Here is a 15,991-nt window from a genome sequence, read left to right as displayed (position 1 = left end):
AGCGGTTACCCTCGTCCGGTGAACGCATCTGTTATTCCGGACAACATCCAGGACGACCCGCACGCGGTGGCCGCGGAGGCCGCCGCCAGGCTGCGGGAGCTGACCGGCGCCGAGACCCACGACGTGGTCCTCGTGATGGGGTCCGGGTGGGGGCCCGCCGGCGATGCGCTGGGTGTCCCGGACGCCGAGTTCCCGGTGACGCACCTTCCCGGATTCCCGCCCCCGGCCGTCGAGGGCCACGGCGGCACCGTCCGCTCGTACCGCATCGGCGAGAAGCGCGTACTGGTCTTCCTCGGCCGCACCCACTTCTACGAGGGCCGCGGCGTCGCCGCCGTCGCCCACGGGGTCCGTACGGCCGTGGCCGCCGGCTGCCGCACCGTCGTGCTGACCAACGGCTGCGGCGGTCTGCGCGAGGGCATGCGCCCCGGCCAGCCGGTGCTGATCTCCGACCACATCAACCTCACGGCCACCTCCCCGATCATCGGCGCCAACTTCGTCGACCTGACCGACCTGTACTCCCCCCGGCTGCGGGCGCTCTGCCAGGAGATCGACTCCTCGCTGGAGGAGGGCGTGTACGTCCAGTTCCCCGGCCCGCACTACGAGACCCCGGCCGAGATCGGCATGGTCCGCGCGATGGGCGGCGACCTGGTGGGCATGTCCACCGTGCTGGAGGCCATCGCCGCGCGCGAGGCGGGCGCGGAGGTGCTGGGCATCTCGCTGGTGACCAACCTCGCCGCCGGTCTCTCCGGTGAACCGCTCAACCACGAAGAGGTCCTCCAGGCCGGCCGGGACTCGGCCGCGCGCATGGGCGACCTGCTGGCCCGCGTCCTCGACCGCATCTGAGGGCTGACCCGCCCTCCGGGCGGACGGCGCTCCTTTCGCAACACGGCCTGGAGCCCGCGCGACGGCACCGGTGGCGGCCCCGTCCCTCACGGGCCGGGCCGCCACCGCCACCGCCCGCACCACCGGCACCGCCCGCACCACCAGCACCGCCCGCACCACCAGCACCGCCCGCACCACCAGCACCACCAGCACCACCGGCACCGCCCGCACCACCGGCACCCTCCGTCTTCCCCGAAAGGTGGACCCCCGTGCACGACGACGACCTCCTCGAACGGGCCAGGGCCTGGCAGGCCGAGGACCCGGACCCCGAGACGCGGGAGGAGCTGGGGCGGCTGATCGGCTCCGACGCCCCCGGAGCCCTCGACGAGCTCGCCGCGCGTTTCGCCGGCACCCTCCAGTTCGGCACCGCCGGTCTGCGCGGGGAGCTGGGCGCGGGTCCGATGCGGATGAACCGCGCCGTCGTGATCCGGGCCGCCGCGGGTCTCGCCGCGTACCTCAAGGCCCAGGCGTCCCCCGGGCAGGCCGCCGGGCTGGTGGTGGTCGGCTACGACGCCCGCTACCGCTCGGCCGACTTCGCCCGGGACACCGCCGCCGTGATGACCGGCGCCGGACTCCGCGCCGCCGTGCTGCCGCGCCCGCTGCCCACCCCCGTTCTGGCGTACGCCATACGGCACCTGGGAGCCGTCGCGGGTGTCGAGGTCACCGCGAGCCACAACCCGCCGCGCGACAACGGCTACAAGGTCTACCTCGGCGACGGCTCGCAGATCGTGCCCCCGGCCGACGCGGAGATCGCGTCCGCCATCGCGGCCGTCGGCCCGCTCGCCGGGGTGGACCGGCCCGAGGACGGCTGGGAGGTCCTCGGCGAGGAGGTCCTGGAGGCCTATCTGGCGCGTACCGACGCCGTGCTCCTGGCCGGCTCCCCGCGTACCGCCCAGACCGTCTACACGGCGATGCACGGCGTCGGTACCTCGGTGCTGACCGCCGCGTTCGAGCGGGCCGGCTTCCCCGCGCCGGTGCTCGTCGCCGAGCAGGCCGAACCCGACCCGGCGTTCCCGACCGTCGCGTTCCCGAACCCGGAGGAGCCGGGCGCGATGGACCTCTCCTTCGCGACCGCCCGCCGGTGCGACCCGGACCTGATCATCGCCAACGACCCGGACGCGGACCGCTGCGCCGTCGCCGTCCCGGACCCGGCGTCCGAGGGCGGCTGGCGGATGCTGCGCGGCGACGAGGTCGGCGCGCTGCTCGCCGCGCACCTGGTGGACCGGGGCGCCGAGGGCGTGCTCGCCGCCTCGATCGTCTCCTCCTCGCTGCTCGGCCGGATCGCCGACCGGGCCGGCCTCGGGTACGAGGAGACGCTGACCGGCTTCAAGTGGATCGCCCGCGTGGACGGGCTGCGCTACGGCTACGAGGAGGCGCTCGGCTACTGCGTCGACCCGGACGGGGTACGGGACAAGGACGGCATCACCGCGGCCCTGCTCGTCACCGAGCTGGCCTCGGTGCTCAAGGAGCGCGGCCGCACCCTGCTCGACCTGCTGGACGACCTCGCCCTCGCGCACGGCCTGCACGCCACCGACCAGCTCTCGGTCCGGGTGGAGGATCTCTCCGTCATCGCCGACGCCATGCACCGGCTCCGCGAGCGGCCGCCGGCCGAGCTGGCGGGGCTGGCGGTCACCTCGGCCGAGGACCTGGCGAAAGGATCCGCCGAGCTGCCGCCCACGGACGGGCTGCGCTACCGGCTGGACGGCGCCCGGGTGATCGTCCGGCCCAGCGGCACCGAGCCGAAGCTGAAGTGCTACCTGGAGGTCGTCGTGCCGGTCGCCTCGGCGGACGGGCTGCCGGCCGCGCGGGCCCGGGCGGCGGAGCTGCTGGCCGGGATCAGGCGGGACCTCTCCGCCGCGGCCGGTATCTGACACGCGTACGCGAGCGGGCCGGTACCTCCCCGGGGAGGTACCGGCCCGCTCGCGTACGCGGCCGATCGTCAGGCGGTGGCGAACAGCACCACCAGGGCGATCGCGCCCACGACGGCGGGAACGATGATCTCCCAGGCCCAGCGCACCGAGGAGGTCACCTCCTGGGCGCCGGGCACCGGCACGCCCTGTGCCTCGGCGGCCGCCCTCAGCTCGGCGTCGTCCTGGGCGAGCTGCCTCAGCTCCGAGACCGCCTGGTCCGCCGCCGCGGGACGCACGTGGCCCTGGGCGCCCTGGCCCTCGCGCAGCGCGGCCGACGTCTGGCGCAGCGCCCGCTTCCGGTCGCGCAGCGATACGGGCAGCGCCCACACCTGGTACTTCGCGCCGCCCGTGGTGGACAGCTCGGTCGAGTACGCGGCGCGGAGACCCTCCACCTCCGACCACGGCAGCCGGATCGTGCGGAACGGGTTGCGGACCAGGACGCGGCGCGCTCCGGCCATCACGGCCGGCCGCAGGGTGAGGGCGACGACCAGCGGGACCAGGAACACCCCCGCGGCGAGCGCCTGCCACGGGGCGCGCCCGGCGCCGGTGAAGAGCGCGTCGATCACCAACCAGGCGATCAGCAGGAGCAGGAGTACGCCGGCCACCATGGAGGCACCGGACCGGTAGGTCCGGTCGGCGTAGGTGGGTTCGTCGGAAGGCGTGGAGCTCGTCATGGCCCGATTGTGCCTGACGCCGGGGGCGGGATGCGGAGCGGCCGGGTGCCACCCCGGCGCACGGGGCTCCCGCGCGGAGTGTGTGACGGGCCGCACCCCCCTGTACAGGCTGCTACGCGCGTAGATATGCTCCTCTGGTGACCATGCCCACCACTGCACCCGCATTCTCCGGCGCGACCGCGTCCGACGGTGCGTTGCGCCGCTTCCTGCACGGGCTGCCCGGCGTCGACGCCGTCGGCCTGGAAGCGCGCGCCGCCTCGCTCGGCACCCGGTCGATCAAGACGACGGCCAAGGCGTACGCCATCGATCTCGCCATCTCGATGATCGACCTGACGACGCTGGAAGGCGCGGACACCCCGGGCAAGGTCCGGGCGCTGTGCGCCAAGGCCCTGCATCCCGACCCGACCGACCGGACGACCCCGCGTACCGCCGCGGTCTGCGTCTACCCCGACATGGCGGCGACCGCCGTCGCCGCGCTGGCCGGCTCCGACGTGAAGGTGGCGTCCGTGGCGACGGCCTTCCCGGCCGGCCGCGCGGCGCTCCCCGTCAAACTCGCGGACGTCCGCGACGCGGTGGCGGCCGGGGCCGACGAGATCGACATGGTGATCGACCGGGGCGCGTTCCTGGCCGGCCACTACCTCAAGGTGTACGAGGAGATCACGGCCGTGAAGGCCGAGTGCGGCACCGCCCGTCTCAAGGTCATCTTCGAGACCGGCGAGCTCTCCACGTACGACAACATCCGCCGCGCCTCCTGGCTCGGGATGCTGGCCGGTGCCGACTTCATCAAGACGTCGACCGGCAAGGTCGCGACCAACGCCACCCCCGCGAACACCCTGCTGATGCTGGAGGCCGTCCGCGACTTCCGTCTCCAGACCGGTGTCCAGGTCGGGGTGAAGCCCGCGGGCGGCATCCGTACGACCAAGGACGCGGTCAAGTTCCTGGTCCTGGTCAACGAGACCGCGGGCGAGGACTGGCTGGACAACCACTGGTTCCGGTTCGGCGCCTCCGGCCTGCTGAACGACCTGCTGATGCAGCGCCAGAAGCTCAGCACAGGCCGTTACTCCGGCCCCGATTACGTGACGGTGGACTGATCCCCATGGCATCTGCATTCGAGTACGCGCCCGCCCCCGAGTCGCGGTCGGTCGTCGACATCGCGCCCTCGTACGGCCTGTTCATCGACGGCGAGTTCACCGAGGCCGCCGACGGCAAGGTGTTCAAGACCGTCTCGCCGAGCAGCGAGGAGGTCCTCTCCGAGGTCGCCCGCGCGGGCGAGGCGGACGTGGACCGCGCGGTCCGGGCGGCCAGGAAGGCGTTCGAGAAGTGGTCGGCGCTGCCGGGCTCCGAGCGCGCCAAGTACCTCTTCCGGATCGCCCGGATCGTCCAGGAGCGCAGCCGTGAGCTGGCGGTCCTGGAGACGCTGGACAACGGCAAGCCGATCCGGGAGACCCGCGACGCGGACCTCCCGCTCGTCGCGGCGCACTTCTTCTACTACGCGGGCTGGGCCGACAAGCTCGACCACGCCGGTTTCGGCGCGAACCCGCGTCCGCTGGGCGTGGCCGGCCAGGTCATCCCGTGGAACTTCCCGCTGCTGATGCTGGCGTGGAAGATCGCCCCGGCCCTCGCCGCGGGCAACACGGTGGTCCTCAAGCCCGCCGAGACGACCCCGCTCTCCGCCCTGTTCTTCGCGGACATCTGCCGCCAGGCGGGTCTGCCGAAGGGCGTCGTCAACATCCTCACGGGGTACGGCGACGCGGGCGCGGCCCTGGTCGCGCACCCGGACGTGAACAAGGTCGCCTTCACCGGTTCGACCGCCGTGGGCAAGGCCATCGCCCGGCAGGTCGCGGGGACGGACAAGAAGGTCACCCTGGAACTGGGCGGCAAGGGCGCCAACATCGTCTTCGACGACGCCCCGGTCGACCAGGCGGTCGAGGGGATCGTCACCGGCATCTTCTTCAACCAGGGCCAGGTCTGCTGCGCGGGCTCCCGCCTCCTGGTGCAGGAGTCGGTGCACGACGAGGTGCTGGACGCGCTGAAGCGGCGGCTGTCCACGCTGCGCCTCGGCGACCCCCTGGACAAGAACACCGACATCGGCGCGATCAACTCCGCGGAGCAGCTCTCCCGGATCACCGCGCTGGCCGACACGGGCGAGGCGGAGGGCGCCGAGCGCTGGACCGCCCCGTGCGAACTGCCCTCCTCGGGCTACTGGTTCGCCCCGACGCTCTTCACCGGTGTCACCCAGGCCCACACGGTCGCCCGGGACGAGATCTTCGGCCCGGTGCTCTCCGTGCTGACCTTCCGCACCCCCGACGAGGCCGTCGCGAAGGCCAACAACACCCAGTACGGCCTGTCGGCGGGCATCTGGACGGAGAAGGGCTCCCGCATCCTCGCGGTGGCGAACAAGCTCCGGGCGGGCGTCGTCTGGGCCAACACGTTCAACAAGTTCGACCCCACCTCGCCGTTCGGCGGGTACAAGGAGTCGGGCTACGGCCGCGAGGGCGGCCGCCACGGCCTGGAGGCGTACCTCGATGTCTGAGCACGGATCGACCAACGGCTCCGCACCGCGGCGCCTGAGCGTCTTCAAGACCTACAAGCTGTACGTCGGGGGCAAGTTCCCCCGTTCCGAGAGCGGCCGGGTGTACGAGGTGACCGACTCCAAGGGCACGTGGCTGGCGAACGCCCCCCAGTCGTCCCGCAAGGACGCGCGGGACGCGGTCGTCGCGGCCCGCAAGGCCTTCGGCGGCTGGTCCGGCGCGACCGCGTACAACCGCGGCCAGGTCCTCTACCGCGTCGCCGAGATACTGGAGGGCCGCCGGGAGCAGTTCGTCCGCGAAGTGGCGGACGCCGAGGGGCTGTCGAAGTCCAAGGCCGCGGCCGCGGTGGACGCGGCGGTGGACCGCTGGGTCTGGTACGCGGGCTGGACCGACAAGATCGGCCAGGTCGTGGGCGGGGCCAACCCGGTCGCGGGCCCCTTCTTCAACCTGTCGACGCCGGAGCCGACCGGTGTGGTCGCGGTGCTGGCGCCGCAGCGCTCGTCGTTCCTCGGGCTGGTCTCGGTGCTCGCCCCGGTGATCGCGACGGGCAACACGGCCGTGGTGGTCGCCTCCGCCGACGCCCCGCTGCCCGCGCTCTCGCTGGGCGAGGTGCTGGCCACCTCGGACGTACCGGGCGGCGTGGTGAACCTGCTCTCCGGTGCCACCGCCGAGCTGGCGGCCCCGCTCGCCGCCCACCAGGACGTCAACGCCATCGACCTCACCGGCGCGGACGCGGCGCTGGCGAAGGAGCTGGAGATCGCGGCCGCCGACAACCTGAAGCGCGTCCTGCGTCCACAGCCTGTGGACGGCAACGCGGAGCCCGACTGGACCGCCGACCCGGGTACGCACCGTCTGACGGCGTTCCTGGAGACCAAGACGGTCTGGCACCCCACGGGGGCGCTGGGCGTCTCCGGGTCGTCCTACTGACGCCGCCCCACACGCACAGGCACCCACACGCACACGCACCCACGGGCACACGCACAGGCGCACGTACGGGGTCCGCACGGCGGGGGCCGGTCCTCACGGATGCGCGAGGACCGGCCCCCGCCGGTGTGCCACGGCCCGCCGTCGCGCGTACGTGGTCAGTGCGCGCCGGTGATCAGCCCCGTGACCGGACCGATCAGGGGCAGGTCGCGGAGCGCGCCGCCGTCCGTGAGGTGGTCGGTGACCAGGGCGGTGGAGACCGGCTTGAAGTCGGCGACCTGCGTGCCGACGGCATTGTCCAGCGGGTCCGTCCCGGTCTTGGCGAGCGGGTCGAGCTGGAGCGCGGTGACGGGGGCGAGGCTGTTCGACAGCGCGCCGGTCAGCGCGGGCAGCGCGGCGTCGGTCACCGCCGACACGGCCGCCTCGGCGCTGTCACCGGCCTCGGTCACGGCCGGGGGCGCGGCCGCCTGCGCGGACGCGGTGCCCGCGCCGAGGGCGGCGCCCAGTGCGCCGACGGTCAGCCCGGCGCGCAGCAGGACGTGCCGCGAGGGCTTGGATCGTGCATGACGTGCCATTTTTCCCACCTGATCGACTTCGTCTCGGTAGTCGTACGTGCGCGCAGAGTAGTGGAGATGTGATGCTCGATACCAACAGGACCTCCCGGGGGTCCCCTGCCCGGGTCATGCCTCACACTTTTGTTCTGTGAGTTCCCAACCGATCCCGACGCGCGTCGTCCTGCTGACAGGACCCTCCGGCTCCGGTAAGTCCTCCCTCGCCGCCCTCACCGGTCTCCCGGTGCTGCGGCTGGACGACTTCTACAAGGAGGGCAACGACCCGACCCTGCCCTTGGTCACCGGCAGCACGGACATCGACTGGGACTCCCCGGCGTCCTGGGACACGGAGGCGGCGGTCGCCGCCGTCGCGGACCTCTGCCGCACCGGCCGCACGCGGGTACCGGTGTATGACCTCGCCACCAGCTCCCGTACGGGGGCCGAGGTGCTGCACATCGAGCGCTCGCCGCTCTTCGTGGCCGAGGGCATCTTCGCCGCGGACATCGTCGGGCGCTGCCAGGAGCTGGGGCTGCTCGCGGACGCGATCTGTCTGCGCGGGCGCCCTTCGACGACGTTCCGCAGGCGGCTGCTGCGGGATCTGCGCGAGGGCCGCAAGTCGGTGCCGTTCCTGCTGCGGCGCGGCTGGCGGCTGATGCGGGCGGAGCGCCGGATCGTGGCCCGTCAGGCGGCACTCGGCGCCCACCCGTGCGGCAAGGAGGAGGCGCTCGGCCGCCTGGCCGCCGCGGCGGCGGGCCGTTGCCGCCGCACTCCGGCGGGAAGCGGCGCGGCGTAGGGAGTCCTCGGCGGCGGACCGGCGGGAACGACGAACGGGGTCGTACAGGCCCCCCGGCCCGTACGACCCCGCCGTTCCCCCGTCGCCCGCCGCTTCCCCCCGGAGCGGCGAGCTCCGTATTTCCCCCGTTCCCCCCGTACCCCGTTGCCCGCCGTTTCCCCCCGGAGCGGCGGGCCCCGTCGTTCCCCCGTTTCCCCCTGCCCTCAGGCCACCAGCTCGCCGAAGGACTCCTTCTCGTCACGTCCGAAGCTGAGGACCTCGTCCTCGCGCAGCCGGCGGAGCGACCGCCAGATGCTGGACTTCACCGTGCCGACACTGATGTCGAGTATGGCCGCGATCTCCGGGTCGGTGCGCCCCTCGTAGTAGCGCAGGACCAGCATGGTGCGCTGGAGTTCGGGCAGCCTGGCGAGCGCCTGCCAGAGCACCGCGCGCAGTTCCGTGCCGCGCATCGCGTCCGAGTCGCCGACCGTCTCCGGCAGTTCCTCGGTCGGGTACTCGTTGAGCTTGCGCCGGCGCCAGGCGCTGATGTGCAGGTTGGTCATCGTGCGGCGCAGGTAGCCGCCGACGGCCGCCTTGTCGCTGATCCTGTCCCACGCCCGGTAGGTCGAGAAGAGGGCGCTCTGCAGCAGGTCCTCGGCCTCGAACCGGTCGCCGGTCAGGTGGTAGGCGGTCGCGTACAGGGAGGCGCGGCGCTCCTGGACGTAGGCCGTGAACGCCGCTTCGGCGTCCTCGGTCTCCGTCCGGGGCGTCCGCTCCCCCGTGATGCCCTCCCCGTACGCGCTTCCCCCGTGTCCCCCGTACGTTCCCCCGTACGTGCCCGGTTCGTCCCCCGTGACATCGGCAGCCGCCGTCGTGGCCGGATGCTGACGCCCGGTGCCGCGAACGCACCCCCGTGCGTTCACCGCACCGGACTTCTCCGGACCCCGTCCGATGTCGTGGAGACGCGTGACAACCGCGCTTGAGCCGGTGCGTTGCAGTTGCAGTGCGTTCATCGTGCGCCTCCCCGTCGGTGGAGTCCGTTCGAACCGTGTGCCCTTGAGTCTGGCCGGGCAGTTTCACGCCGTTGTCCGCCGACTGTCACAGAGCTGTCACAGGCCTCGTGGGGTCGTAACCGCCACAACTGCGCAGCGTCCGGGGCCGCTCACGCACAGGAAGTGCCTCCCGGCGGTCGAACTGGGGCACCCCATGGGACAGAATGGCGTCCGTGCCTTTCCTGTTGCTGATCGAGGACGACGACGCCATCCGCACGGCCCTCGAACTCTCGCTGTCACGCCAGGGCCACCGAGTGGCCACCGCGGCGACGGGAGAGGACGGCCTGAACCTTCTCCGGGAGCAGCGGCCCGACCTGGTCGTGCTCGACGTGATGCTGCCGGGCATCGACGGTTTCGAGGTATGCCGGCGCATCCGCCGCACCGACCAGCTGCCGATCATCCTGCTGACCGCGCGCAGCGACGACATCGACGTCGTGGTGGGTCTGGAGTCGGGTGCCGACGACTACGTGGTGAAGCCCGTGCAGGGCCGGGTGCTGGACGCGCGCATCCGCGCGGTACTCCGGCGCGGGGAACGGGAGTCGACGGACTCGGCGACCTTCGGGAACGTGGTCATCGACCGTTCCGCCATGACGGTCACCAAGGACGGGGCCGACCTCCAGCTGACCCCGACCGAGCTGCGGCTGCTGCTGGAGCTGAGCCGCAGGCCCGGACAGGCCCTGTCCCGGCAGCAGTTGCTGCGGCTGGTGTGGGAACACGACTACCTCGGTGACTCGCGGCTCGTGGACGCCTGCGTGCAGCGGCTCCGGGCGAAGGTGGAGGACGTGCCGTCCTCGCCGACGCTGATCCGTACGGTGCGGGGCGTGGGCTACCGGCTGGACTCGCCTCAGTGAGTGGACGTGCCGGGCGCGGGGTCCGTGCGGGACTCCGCTGGAGCAGCCTGCGGCTGCGACTGGTCGTGGTGTTCGGCCTGGTGGCCCTGACGGCGGCGGTGTCCGCGTCGGGGATCGCGTACTGGCTGAACCGCGAGGCGGTGCTGACGCGTACTCAGGACGCGGCGCTCGGGGACTTCCGGCGGCAGATGCAGAACCGGGCCGCGTCGCTGCCGTTGCAGCCGACCAAGGACGATCTCCAGTCCGCCGCCGTGCAGATGGCGGACAGCGGGCCGGGTTACGCGGTGCTGCTGGAGGACGAACGCGACGGCGGGAAGCCGATCGTCGGCTACTCGGACCTGGACTCCTTCACCAAGGTGGACGTGCCGGACCAGCTGGAGCGTCAGGTGACCGCGCAGCAGCGGCTGACCTCGGGCAACAGCGACGAGTACCACCTGTTCTGGCAGCGTACGAGCATCGACGGCACCCCGTACCTGGTGGCCGGGACGCGGATCATCGGCGGTGGCCCGACCGGCTACATGCTGAAGTCCCTCGACCAGGAGCGCCAGGACCTCAACTCGCTGGCCTGGTCGCTGGGTATCGCCACCACGCTGGCGCTGATCGGCGCGGCGCTGCTCGCGCAGGCGGCGGCGACGACCGTGCTGCGGCCGGTGCAGCGGCTCGGCGAGGCGGCGCGCAAGCTGGGCGAGGGGAAACTCGACACCCGCCTCGTGGTCTCCGGTACGGACGAACTCGCCGAGCTCTCCCGTACGTTCAACAGGGCGGCCGGTTCGCTGGAGAAGAAGGTCGCCGACATGAGCGCGCGGGAGGAGTCCTCCCGCAGGTTCGTCGCCGACATGTCGCACGAACTGCGCACCCCGCTCACCGCGATCACCGCCGTGGCGGAGGTGCTGGAGGACGAGGCCGACAACCTGGACCCGATGATCGCGCCCGCCGTGCATCTGGTGGTGAGCGAGACCCGGCGGCTGAACGACCTGGTGGAGAACCTCATGGAGGTCACCCGCTTCGACGCGGGCACGGCCCGGCTGGTCCTGGACACGGTGGACGTCGCCGACCAGGTCACCGCCTGCATCGACGCCCGGGCCTGGCTGGACGCGGTGGAACTGGACGCGGAGCGCGGCATGATGGTGCGGCTCGACCCGCGGCGGCTCGACGTGATCCTGGCGAATCTGATCGGCAACGCGCTCAAGCACGGTGGTTCACCGGTGCGGGTGCGTGTACGCACCGAGGGCGAGGAACTGGTCATCGAGGTACGCGATCACGGGCCGGGGATTCCCGCGGACGTGCTGCCGCACGTCTTCGACCGGTTCTACAAGGCGAGCGCGTCCCGTCCTCGCTCCGAGGGCAGCGGCCTCGGGCTGTCGATCGCCATGGAGAACGCGCTCATCCACGGCGGCACCATCTCCGCGGCCAACTCCCCCGACGGGGACGGCGCGGTCTTCGTCCTGCGGCTCCCCCGCGACGCCGAGGACGAGAGTGTCACGAACGACGTGAACGGTGCCGGCGACGGCACGGACGGCGAGGAGTCGTGAGGCGGCGCACGGGCCGCGTGACGCGGGAAGGCGTACGGCGCCAGGGAGACCTGCCGCGCCGGGAAGGCGTGCGGCGCCCGCTCGCCGCGCTGCTCCTCGTCGTGGCGGCCGGCGCACTGGCGGGGTGCGGCATCCGGTCCACCTCGGTGCCGGTCGACGCGGGTGCGGCGCCCTCCCGGGTGCCGTGCCGCACCGCCGGTTCGGACTCCGGGGCGCGGACGGCCGACGACCGGGTACGGGTGTACCTGGTCTGCGCGTCCGAGCTGGTGGCGGCCGACCGGACGATCGATGACGGCGACCGGCTCGGTGGCCGTCTGGGGATGGCGCGGGCGCTGCTGGCGCAGATCCGGCAGACGCCGCTGGCGGTCGAGCGACGGGCCGGTTTCACCACCGCGGTCCCCTCGGACCTGACCGTCGGGGAGGGCTCCGAGGGCGATCCGGCCGGCACGCTGCGGCTGAGCGCCCAGCCGGAGGACCTGTCCGCCGAGGCGCTGGCCCAGGTGGTGTGCACGTACGCGGAGGAGAGCACCCTCGTCACCGACGGCGGGGTGCTGCTCGGGGGCCCGAGCGACGACTACGCCCCCCGGGGGTACCTCTGCACCGAGGAGACGAAGGCCCGGCCGCAGAACGTACCGACCCTGAGCACGCCCTCCCCCTCCGCCTCCGCCCGGTGAGTACGCCGGTGGCGCGTCCCGGCGGCGCCCTGAGGCCGGTGGGAACGCCGGGAGGTGCGGGACGGGTGGGGCGTGCCGGGGGCGCGCGTTCCGTGGTCTGCGCCACTTCCCGCCGTTTGCCCGGAACCGTTCCCTCGTGGCGGGACGTCTAGGGGGGCGTGCGTCAAGGTCCCGGCGGTAAGGCCGTCACCCTGTTCCGCGTGGTGGGGTTCACGCTTCTCCTCGCGCATCTCGCGGTCGTCGGGTGGCTGACGCTGCGCCCCCTGGACGTCCCCTGGATCACCGCCGCGAACTTCACGCCGCTGGACGGCATCAAGGCCGACCTCGCGCTCGGCCCGGCGGCGGCGGTGCGGCGCATCGGCGCGGGACTGCTGTTGCTGGCGCCGCTCGGGTTCCTGCTGCCGATGGCCGACGCACGGCTGACCGTCTCTCCGTGGGCGTCCCTGATCCGTACGACCGCCGCGGGCGCGCTGATATCCCTCGCCATCGAGCTGGGGCAGACCGGGGTGCCCGGGCAGGTGGTCGACATCGACTCGCTGCTGCTGAACACGGCCGGGGTGCTGCTGACGCATCTGCTGGTGGTGCCGTTCGTACGGGCCCGGCTGCGGCAGCGGCGCACGCGCCCCGCAACCGTCGGGTCGCAGGGCGCGGAGCCGGCGGACGGCGGGACCCCTCAGGGCGCCACCCCGACGATTACCAGGGTCGGGGTCGCACCGTAGAGGGAGGCTTCGGTGCGGGGGCGGAGCGACCATGGATACATCGGGAGCGCCGCGGCGGCTGCTCCCCAGACGGTCTCACCAAGGAGCCCACCATGGCCGGATTGATCCGCCCCCGGGACGGACGCATGATCGGTGGAGTCTGCGCGGCGCTGGCACAGCGCTTCGGCACCTCCGCGACGACCATGCGCGTCATCTTCCTCGTCTCGTGCCTGCTGCCCGGTCCGCAGTTCCTGCTCTACCTGGCGCTGTGGATCCTGCTGCCCGGGGAGAAGTCCCCGTCGGGCACCACGTCCGCGACGGCCTGGTGACGCGGGTTCGACGGGGGAACAGCTTTTACGGCAGCGGCACCGAGCACGCACGTGGGGCACCCGGCCTGTCAGGCCGGGTGCCCCACGTGCGTGCTCGGCCCTCGCGGGCGCGGGGTCAGCCGCCGATCGGGAGGCCGTTCGCGGTCAGGCCCTTGGTCGGCAGACCGCCGAGCAGCTGGGTGACCGGCTTGGCGGCGTCGGTGGCCTTGCCGCCGAGGAGGCTGCCGGTGGTCTCCTTGACCGGGAGGGTCGAGGCGGTCTGGCCGAGGTTCGCCAGCGCGTCGGTGGAGACGGGCAGGGCGGAGCCCGTGTCGAGCGGCAGCGCCGGGGCGGCGGACGCGGTGCCGGCGGCGGCAGCGGCGAAAGCGGCACCGAGAGCGGCGACACCGAGAATGCGGGCGGAGTAGAGCTTCATGACATTCATCCTTGGGGAAAGGGGATGCGAGCGGCTCTGCAAACTAGCCACCCCGCTCCCCGCTCCGCAAATGGCGCGACACGCTGAAAAGGGCCGGGAAATGTGTTCCCCGGCCCCTTTCGGGACATGCGTGTTCAGTTCTGTTCGAGCGAGGAGACGCTGGTCGCAGCGGTCTGACTGAACAGCCATGCGGACTTCAGTTCGGCGTATCCCGGCTTGACCACGTCGTTGATCATCGCGAGACGTTCATCGAAAGGAATGAATGCTGATTTCATCGCATTGACGGTGAACCACTGCATGTCGTCGAGCGTGTATCCGAATGTCTCGGTCAGTCGCTCGAATTCCTGGCTCATGCTGGTCCCACTCATCAGGCGATTGTCGGTGTTGACCGTGGCGCGGAAGTGCAGGGTACGCAGCAGCCCGATCGGATGCTCCGCGTAGGAGGCGGCGGCACCGGTCTGGAGGTTCGAGGTGGGGCAGAGCTCCAGCGGGATGCGCTTGTCGCGGACGTAACTCGCGAGGCGGCCGAGCTTGACCGAGCCGTCCTCGGCGACCTCGATGTCGTCGATGATCCGGACCCCGTGGCCGAGCCGGTCCGCGCCGCACCACTGGAGGGCCTGCCAGATCGACGGGAGGCCGAACGCCTCGCCCGCGTGGATGGTGAAGTGGTTGTTCTCCCGCTTGAGGTACTCGAAGGCGTCGAGGTGGCGGGTGGGAGGGAAGCCGGCCTCGGCGCCCGCGATGTCGAAGCCCACGACCCCGGAGTCCCGGTAGCGGTTGGCGAGTTCGGCGATCTCCAGCGAACGGGCCGCATGCCGCATCGCGGTGAGCAGCGCGCCCACCCGGATGCGCCGGCCCGCCTCGCGGGCCAGCCGCTCCCCTTCGCGGAAGCCGTCGTTGACCGCCTCCACGACCTCTTCGAGGGTGAGCCCGCCGGTCAGGTGCTGCTCGGGGGCGTACCGCACCTCGGCGTAGACGACGCCGTCCTCGGCGAGGTCCTGGGCGCACTCGGAGGCGACCCGGAAGAGCGCCTCACGGGTCTGCATGACGGCGCAGGTGTGGGCGAAGGTCTCCAGGTAGCGCTCCAGCGAACCGGAGTCGGCCGCCTCGCGGAACCAGGTGCCCAGCTTCGCGGGGTCGGTCTCCGGGAGGTCCTCGTACCCCTGTGCCAGGGCGAGTTCGACGATGGTTCCGGGGCGCAGCCCCCCGTCGAGGTGGTCGTGGAGGAGCACCTTCGGGGCGCGGCGGATCTGTTCGGCGTCAGGGACGGCGCGGAGCTGGCTCATCATCTGCGCACTCTAATACCTACGCGCGTAGATCGCCGAGTGAAGATACGTAACAGAGACCGTGCGGACAGGTGGAGTACACCCGGGCTTCTGAGAATGTTCTGTCATGGCAACGCGCGCGCTTCCCCTGCCCACCGCCCGGCTCGGACGGCCCGTCCGGGCCGCGGGAACCTCCCCGGAGGTCGGTGGCGTCGTCCTGCTGCTCCCCGACGGAGCCGTCGAGTCCCACCGCCGGCCGTCCCCCTTCACCTACGCCGGCCAGCTCCCGTTCGCCCGCGCCCTGGCGAGAGCCGGCCGCGAGGACGGGCTGACCGCGCACGTCGTGCACTACCGCCACCGCGGCTGGAACGCCGGGGACGACGACCCGGCGGCGGACGCCGAGTGGGCCGCGGACGAGGTGGTGCGCCGCTACGGCGACGTGCCGGTCTGCCTCCTCGGCCACGGCATGGGCGGCCGGGCCGCCCTGCGGGCCGCCGGGCACCCCGCGGTCTCCGCCGTCCTGGCGATGGCCCCCTGGCTGCCGGGGCAGGCCGGTCCCCCCGCGCGTACGGGGCCGGAGACGGCGGCCGAGCCGGTGAAGCAGCTCGCGGGGCGCCGGGTGCTCATCGTGCACGGCACCAACGACGCCCGCACCGACCCCGAGCTCTCCTTCCGGCTGGCCTCCCGCGCCAAGAAGGCCAACCGGGACATCTGCCGCTTCGAGGTCCACTCGGACGGGCACTCGCTGCGCCAGCACCGGGCCGAAGTGGTCGCGCTGGCCTCCGACTTCGTCCAGGGCTCGCTCTTCGACCGCTCCTACGCCCGGCCGGTCGCCGACGCGCTGGCCGCACCCCCGCCGCTGGGGCTGCGGATGCCGCTCGCCGCCGGCTTCGGACGGTCGCTGCGGCACTGAGGTGCGAAGGCTCCCGGG

Annotated in this window: 17 protein-coding genes; 12 read left to right on the top strand and 5 right to left on the bottom strand. The window is 72.6% G+C overall.

The window, feature by feature from the left end:
- Nucleotides 1-18 precede the first annotated feature (18 nt).
- On the top strand, nt 19-843 hold the full coding sequence (locus OHA55_RS20495; protein WP_266708412.1) for a purine-nucleoside phosphorylase: 825 nt from the start codon (nt 19-21) through the stop codon (nt 841-843).
- A gap of 248 nt (nt 844-1,091) precedes the next feature.
- The gene (locus OHA55_RS20490; protein WP_266708410.1) at nt 1,092-2,753 is read left to right on the top strand and encodes a phospho-sugar mutase; all 1,662 of its coding nucleotides are present in this window, start codon (nt 1,092-1,094) and stop codon (nt 2,751-2,753) included.
- A gap of 68 nt (nt 2,754-2,821) precedes the next feature.
- Here OHA55_RS20490 and OHA55_RS20485 read toward each other — a convergent pair whose 3' ends face one another.
- Nucleotides 2,822-3,466 (bottom strand): PH domain-containing protein, encoded by a 645-nt coding sequence (locus tag OHA55_RS20485; RefSeq protein WP_266708408.1) that lies wholly within the window; start codon nt 3,464-3,466, stop codon nt 2,822-2,824.
- Nucleotides 3,467-3,609: 143 nt separating this feature from the next.
- Here OHA55_RS20485 and deoC point away from each other — a divergent pair, with 143 nt between their 5' ends.
- Genes deoC through OHA55_RS20470 form a run of 3 tightly spaced genes read left to right on the top strand, consistent with a single transcriptional unit; the run spans nt 3,610 to nt 6,924 of the window.
- Nucleotides 3,610-4,557 (top strand): deoxyribose-phosphate aldolase, encoded by a 948-nt coding sequence (gene deoC, locus OHA55_RS20480; RefSeq protein ID WP_266710842.1) that lies wholly within the window; start codon nt 3,610-3,612, stop codon nt 4,555-4,557.
- A gap of 5 nt (nt 4,558-4,562) precedes the next feature.
- Nucleotides 4,563-5,999, top strand: a complete 1,437-nt coding sequence (locus OHA55_RS20475; RefSeq protein WP_266708406.1) for an aldehyde dehydrogenase family protein — start codon at nt 4,563-4,565, stop codon at nt 5,997-5,999.
- A complete protein-coding gene (locus OHA55_RS20470; protein ID WP_266708404.1) occupies nt 5,992-6,924 on the top strand; it encodes an aldehyde dehydrogenase family protein in 933 nt (310 codons plus the stop codon). The genes OHA55_RS20475 and OHA55_RS20470 overlap by 8 nt, the downstream gene beginning before the upstream one ends.
- A 155-nt stretch (nt 6,925-7,079) precedes the next feature.
- On the opposite strand, the gene OHA55_RS20465 is transcribed toward OHA55_RS20470, so the two are convergent.
- Nucleotides 7,080-7,496 (bottom strand): hypothetical protein, encoded by a 417-nt coding sequence (locus tag OHA55_RS20465; RefSeq protein WP_266708402.1) that lies wholly within the window; start codon nt 7,494-7,496, stop codon nt 7,080-7,082.
- Nucleotides 7,497-7,623: 127 nt separating this feature from the next.
- Between OHA55_RS20465 and OHA55_RS20460 the strand changes: the two genes are divergently transcribed.
- Nucleotides 7,624-8,265 (top strand): uridine kinase, encoded by a 642-nt coding sequence (locus OHA55_RS20460; protein WP_266708400.1) that lies wholly within the window; start codon nt 7,624-7,626, stop codon nt 8,263-8,265.
- Between the two features lie 203 nt (nt 8,266-8,468).
- Here OHA55_RS20460 and OHA55_RS20455 read toward each other — a convergent pair whose 3' ends face one another.
- Nucleotides 8,469-9,257 (bottom strand): SigE family RNA polymerase sigma factor, encoded by a 789-nt coding sequence (locus OHA55_RS20455; RefSeq protein ID WP_266708398.1) that lies wholly within the window; start codon nt 9,255-9,257, stop codon nt 8,469-8,471.
- Between the two features lie 212 nt (nt 9,258-9,469).
- Here OHA55_RS20455 and afsQ1 point away from each other — a divergent pair, with 212 nt between their 5' ends.
- The 5 genes from afsQ1 to OHA55_RS20430 all read left to right on the top strand — a co-directional run bounded on the left by afsQ1 (nt 9,470) and on the right by OHA55_RS20430 (nt 13,380).
- Nucleotides 9,470-10,147: a two-component system response regulator AfsQ1 gene (gene afsQ1 / locus OHA55_RS20450; protein ID WP_266708396.1), complete on the top strand. Its 678-nt coding sequence runs from the start codon at nt 9,470-9,472 to the stop codon at nt 10,145-10,147.
- The gene (locus OHA55_RS20445; protein WP_266708394.1) at nt 10,144-11,679 is read left to right on the top strand and encodes a HAMP domain-containing sensor histidine kinase; all 1,536 of its coding nucleotides are present in this window, start codon (nt 10,144-10,146) and stop codon (nt 11,677-11,679) included. Before afsQ1 ends, OHA55_RS20445 begins: the two co-directional genes overlap by 4 nt.
- Nucleotides 11,680-11,729: 50 nt before the next feature.
- Nucleotides 11,730-12,353: a hypothetical protein gene (locus tag OHA55_RS20440; protein ID WP_266710840.1), complete on the top strand. Its 624-nt coding sequence runs from the start codon at nt 11,730-11,732 to the stop codon at nt 12,351-12,353.
- Nucleotides 12,354-12,511: 158 nt separating this feature from the next.
- A complete protein-coding gene (locus tag OHA55_RS20435) occupies nt 12,512-13,072 on the top strand; it encodes a VanZ family protein (RefSeq protein WP_266708392.1) in 561 nt (186 codons plus the stop codon).
- A gap of 92 nt (nt 13,073-13,164) precedes the next feature.
- Entirely contained in the window at nt 13,165-13,380 is a 216-nt protein-coding gene (locus OHA55_RS20430; RefSeq protein ID WP_266708390.1) for a PspC domain-containing protein, read from the top strand.
- Nucleotides 13,381-13,495: 115 nt separating this feature from the next.
- On the opposite strand, the gene OHA55_RS20425 is transcribed toward OHA55_RS20430, so the two are convergent.
- Both OHA55_RS20425 and OHA55_RS20420 read right to left on the bottom strand, forming a co-directional pair.
- Nucleotides 13,496-13,795 (bottom strand): hypothetical protein, encoded by a 300-nt coding sequence (locus tag OHA55_RS20425; RefSeq protein WP_266708388.1) that lies wholly within the window; start codon nt 13,793-13,795, stop codon nt 13,496-13,498.
- 134 nt (nt 13,796-13,929) lie between these two features.
- Entirely contained in the window at nt 13,930-15,084 is a 1,155-nt protein-coding gene (locus OHA55_RS20420; protein ID WP_266708386.1) for an adenosine deaminase, read from the bottom strand.
- A 103-nt stretch (nt 15,085-15,187) separates the two neighbouring features.
- Here OHA55_RS20420 and OHA55_RS20415 point away from each other — a divergent pair, with 103 nt between their 5' ends.
- A complete protein-coding gene (locus OHA55_RS20415; RefSeq protein ID WP_266708384.1) occupies nt 15,188-15,973 on the top strand; it encodes an alpha/beta hydrolase in 786 nt (261 codons plus the stop codon).
- Nucleotides 15,974-15,991 lie beyond the last annotated feature (18 nt).

This window comes from Streptomyces sp. NBC_00102, from assembly GCF_026343115.1.
Lineage (GTDB): Bacteria > Actinomycetota > Actinomycetes > Streptomycetales > Streptomycetaceae > Streptomyces.
This window is presented reverse-complemented; position numbering and strand designations above follow the sequence as displayed.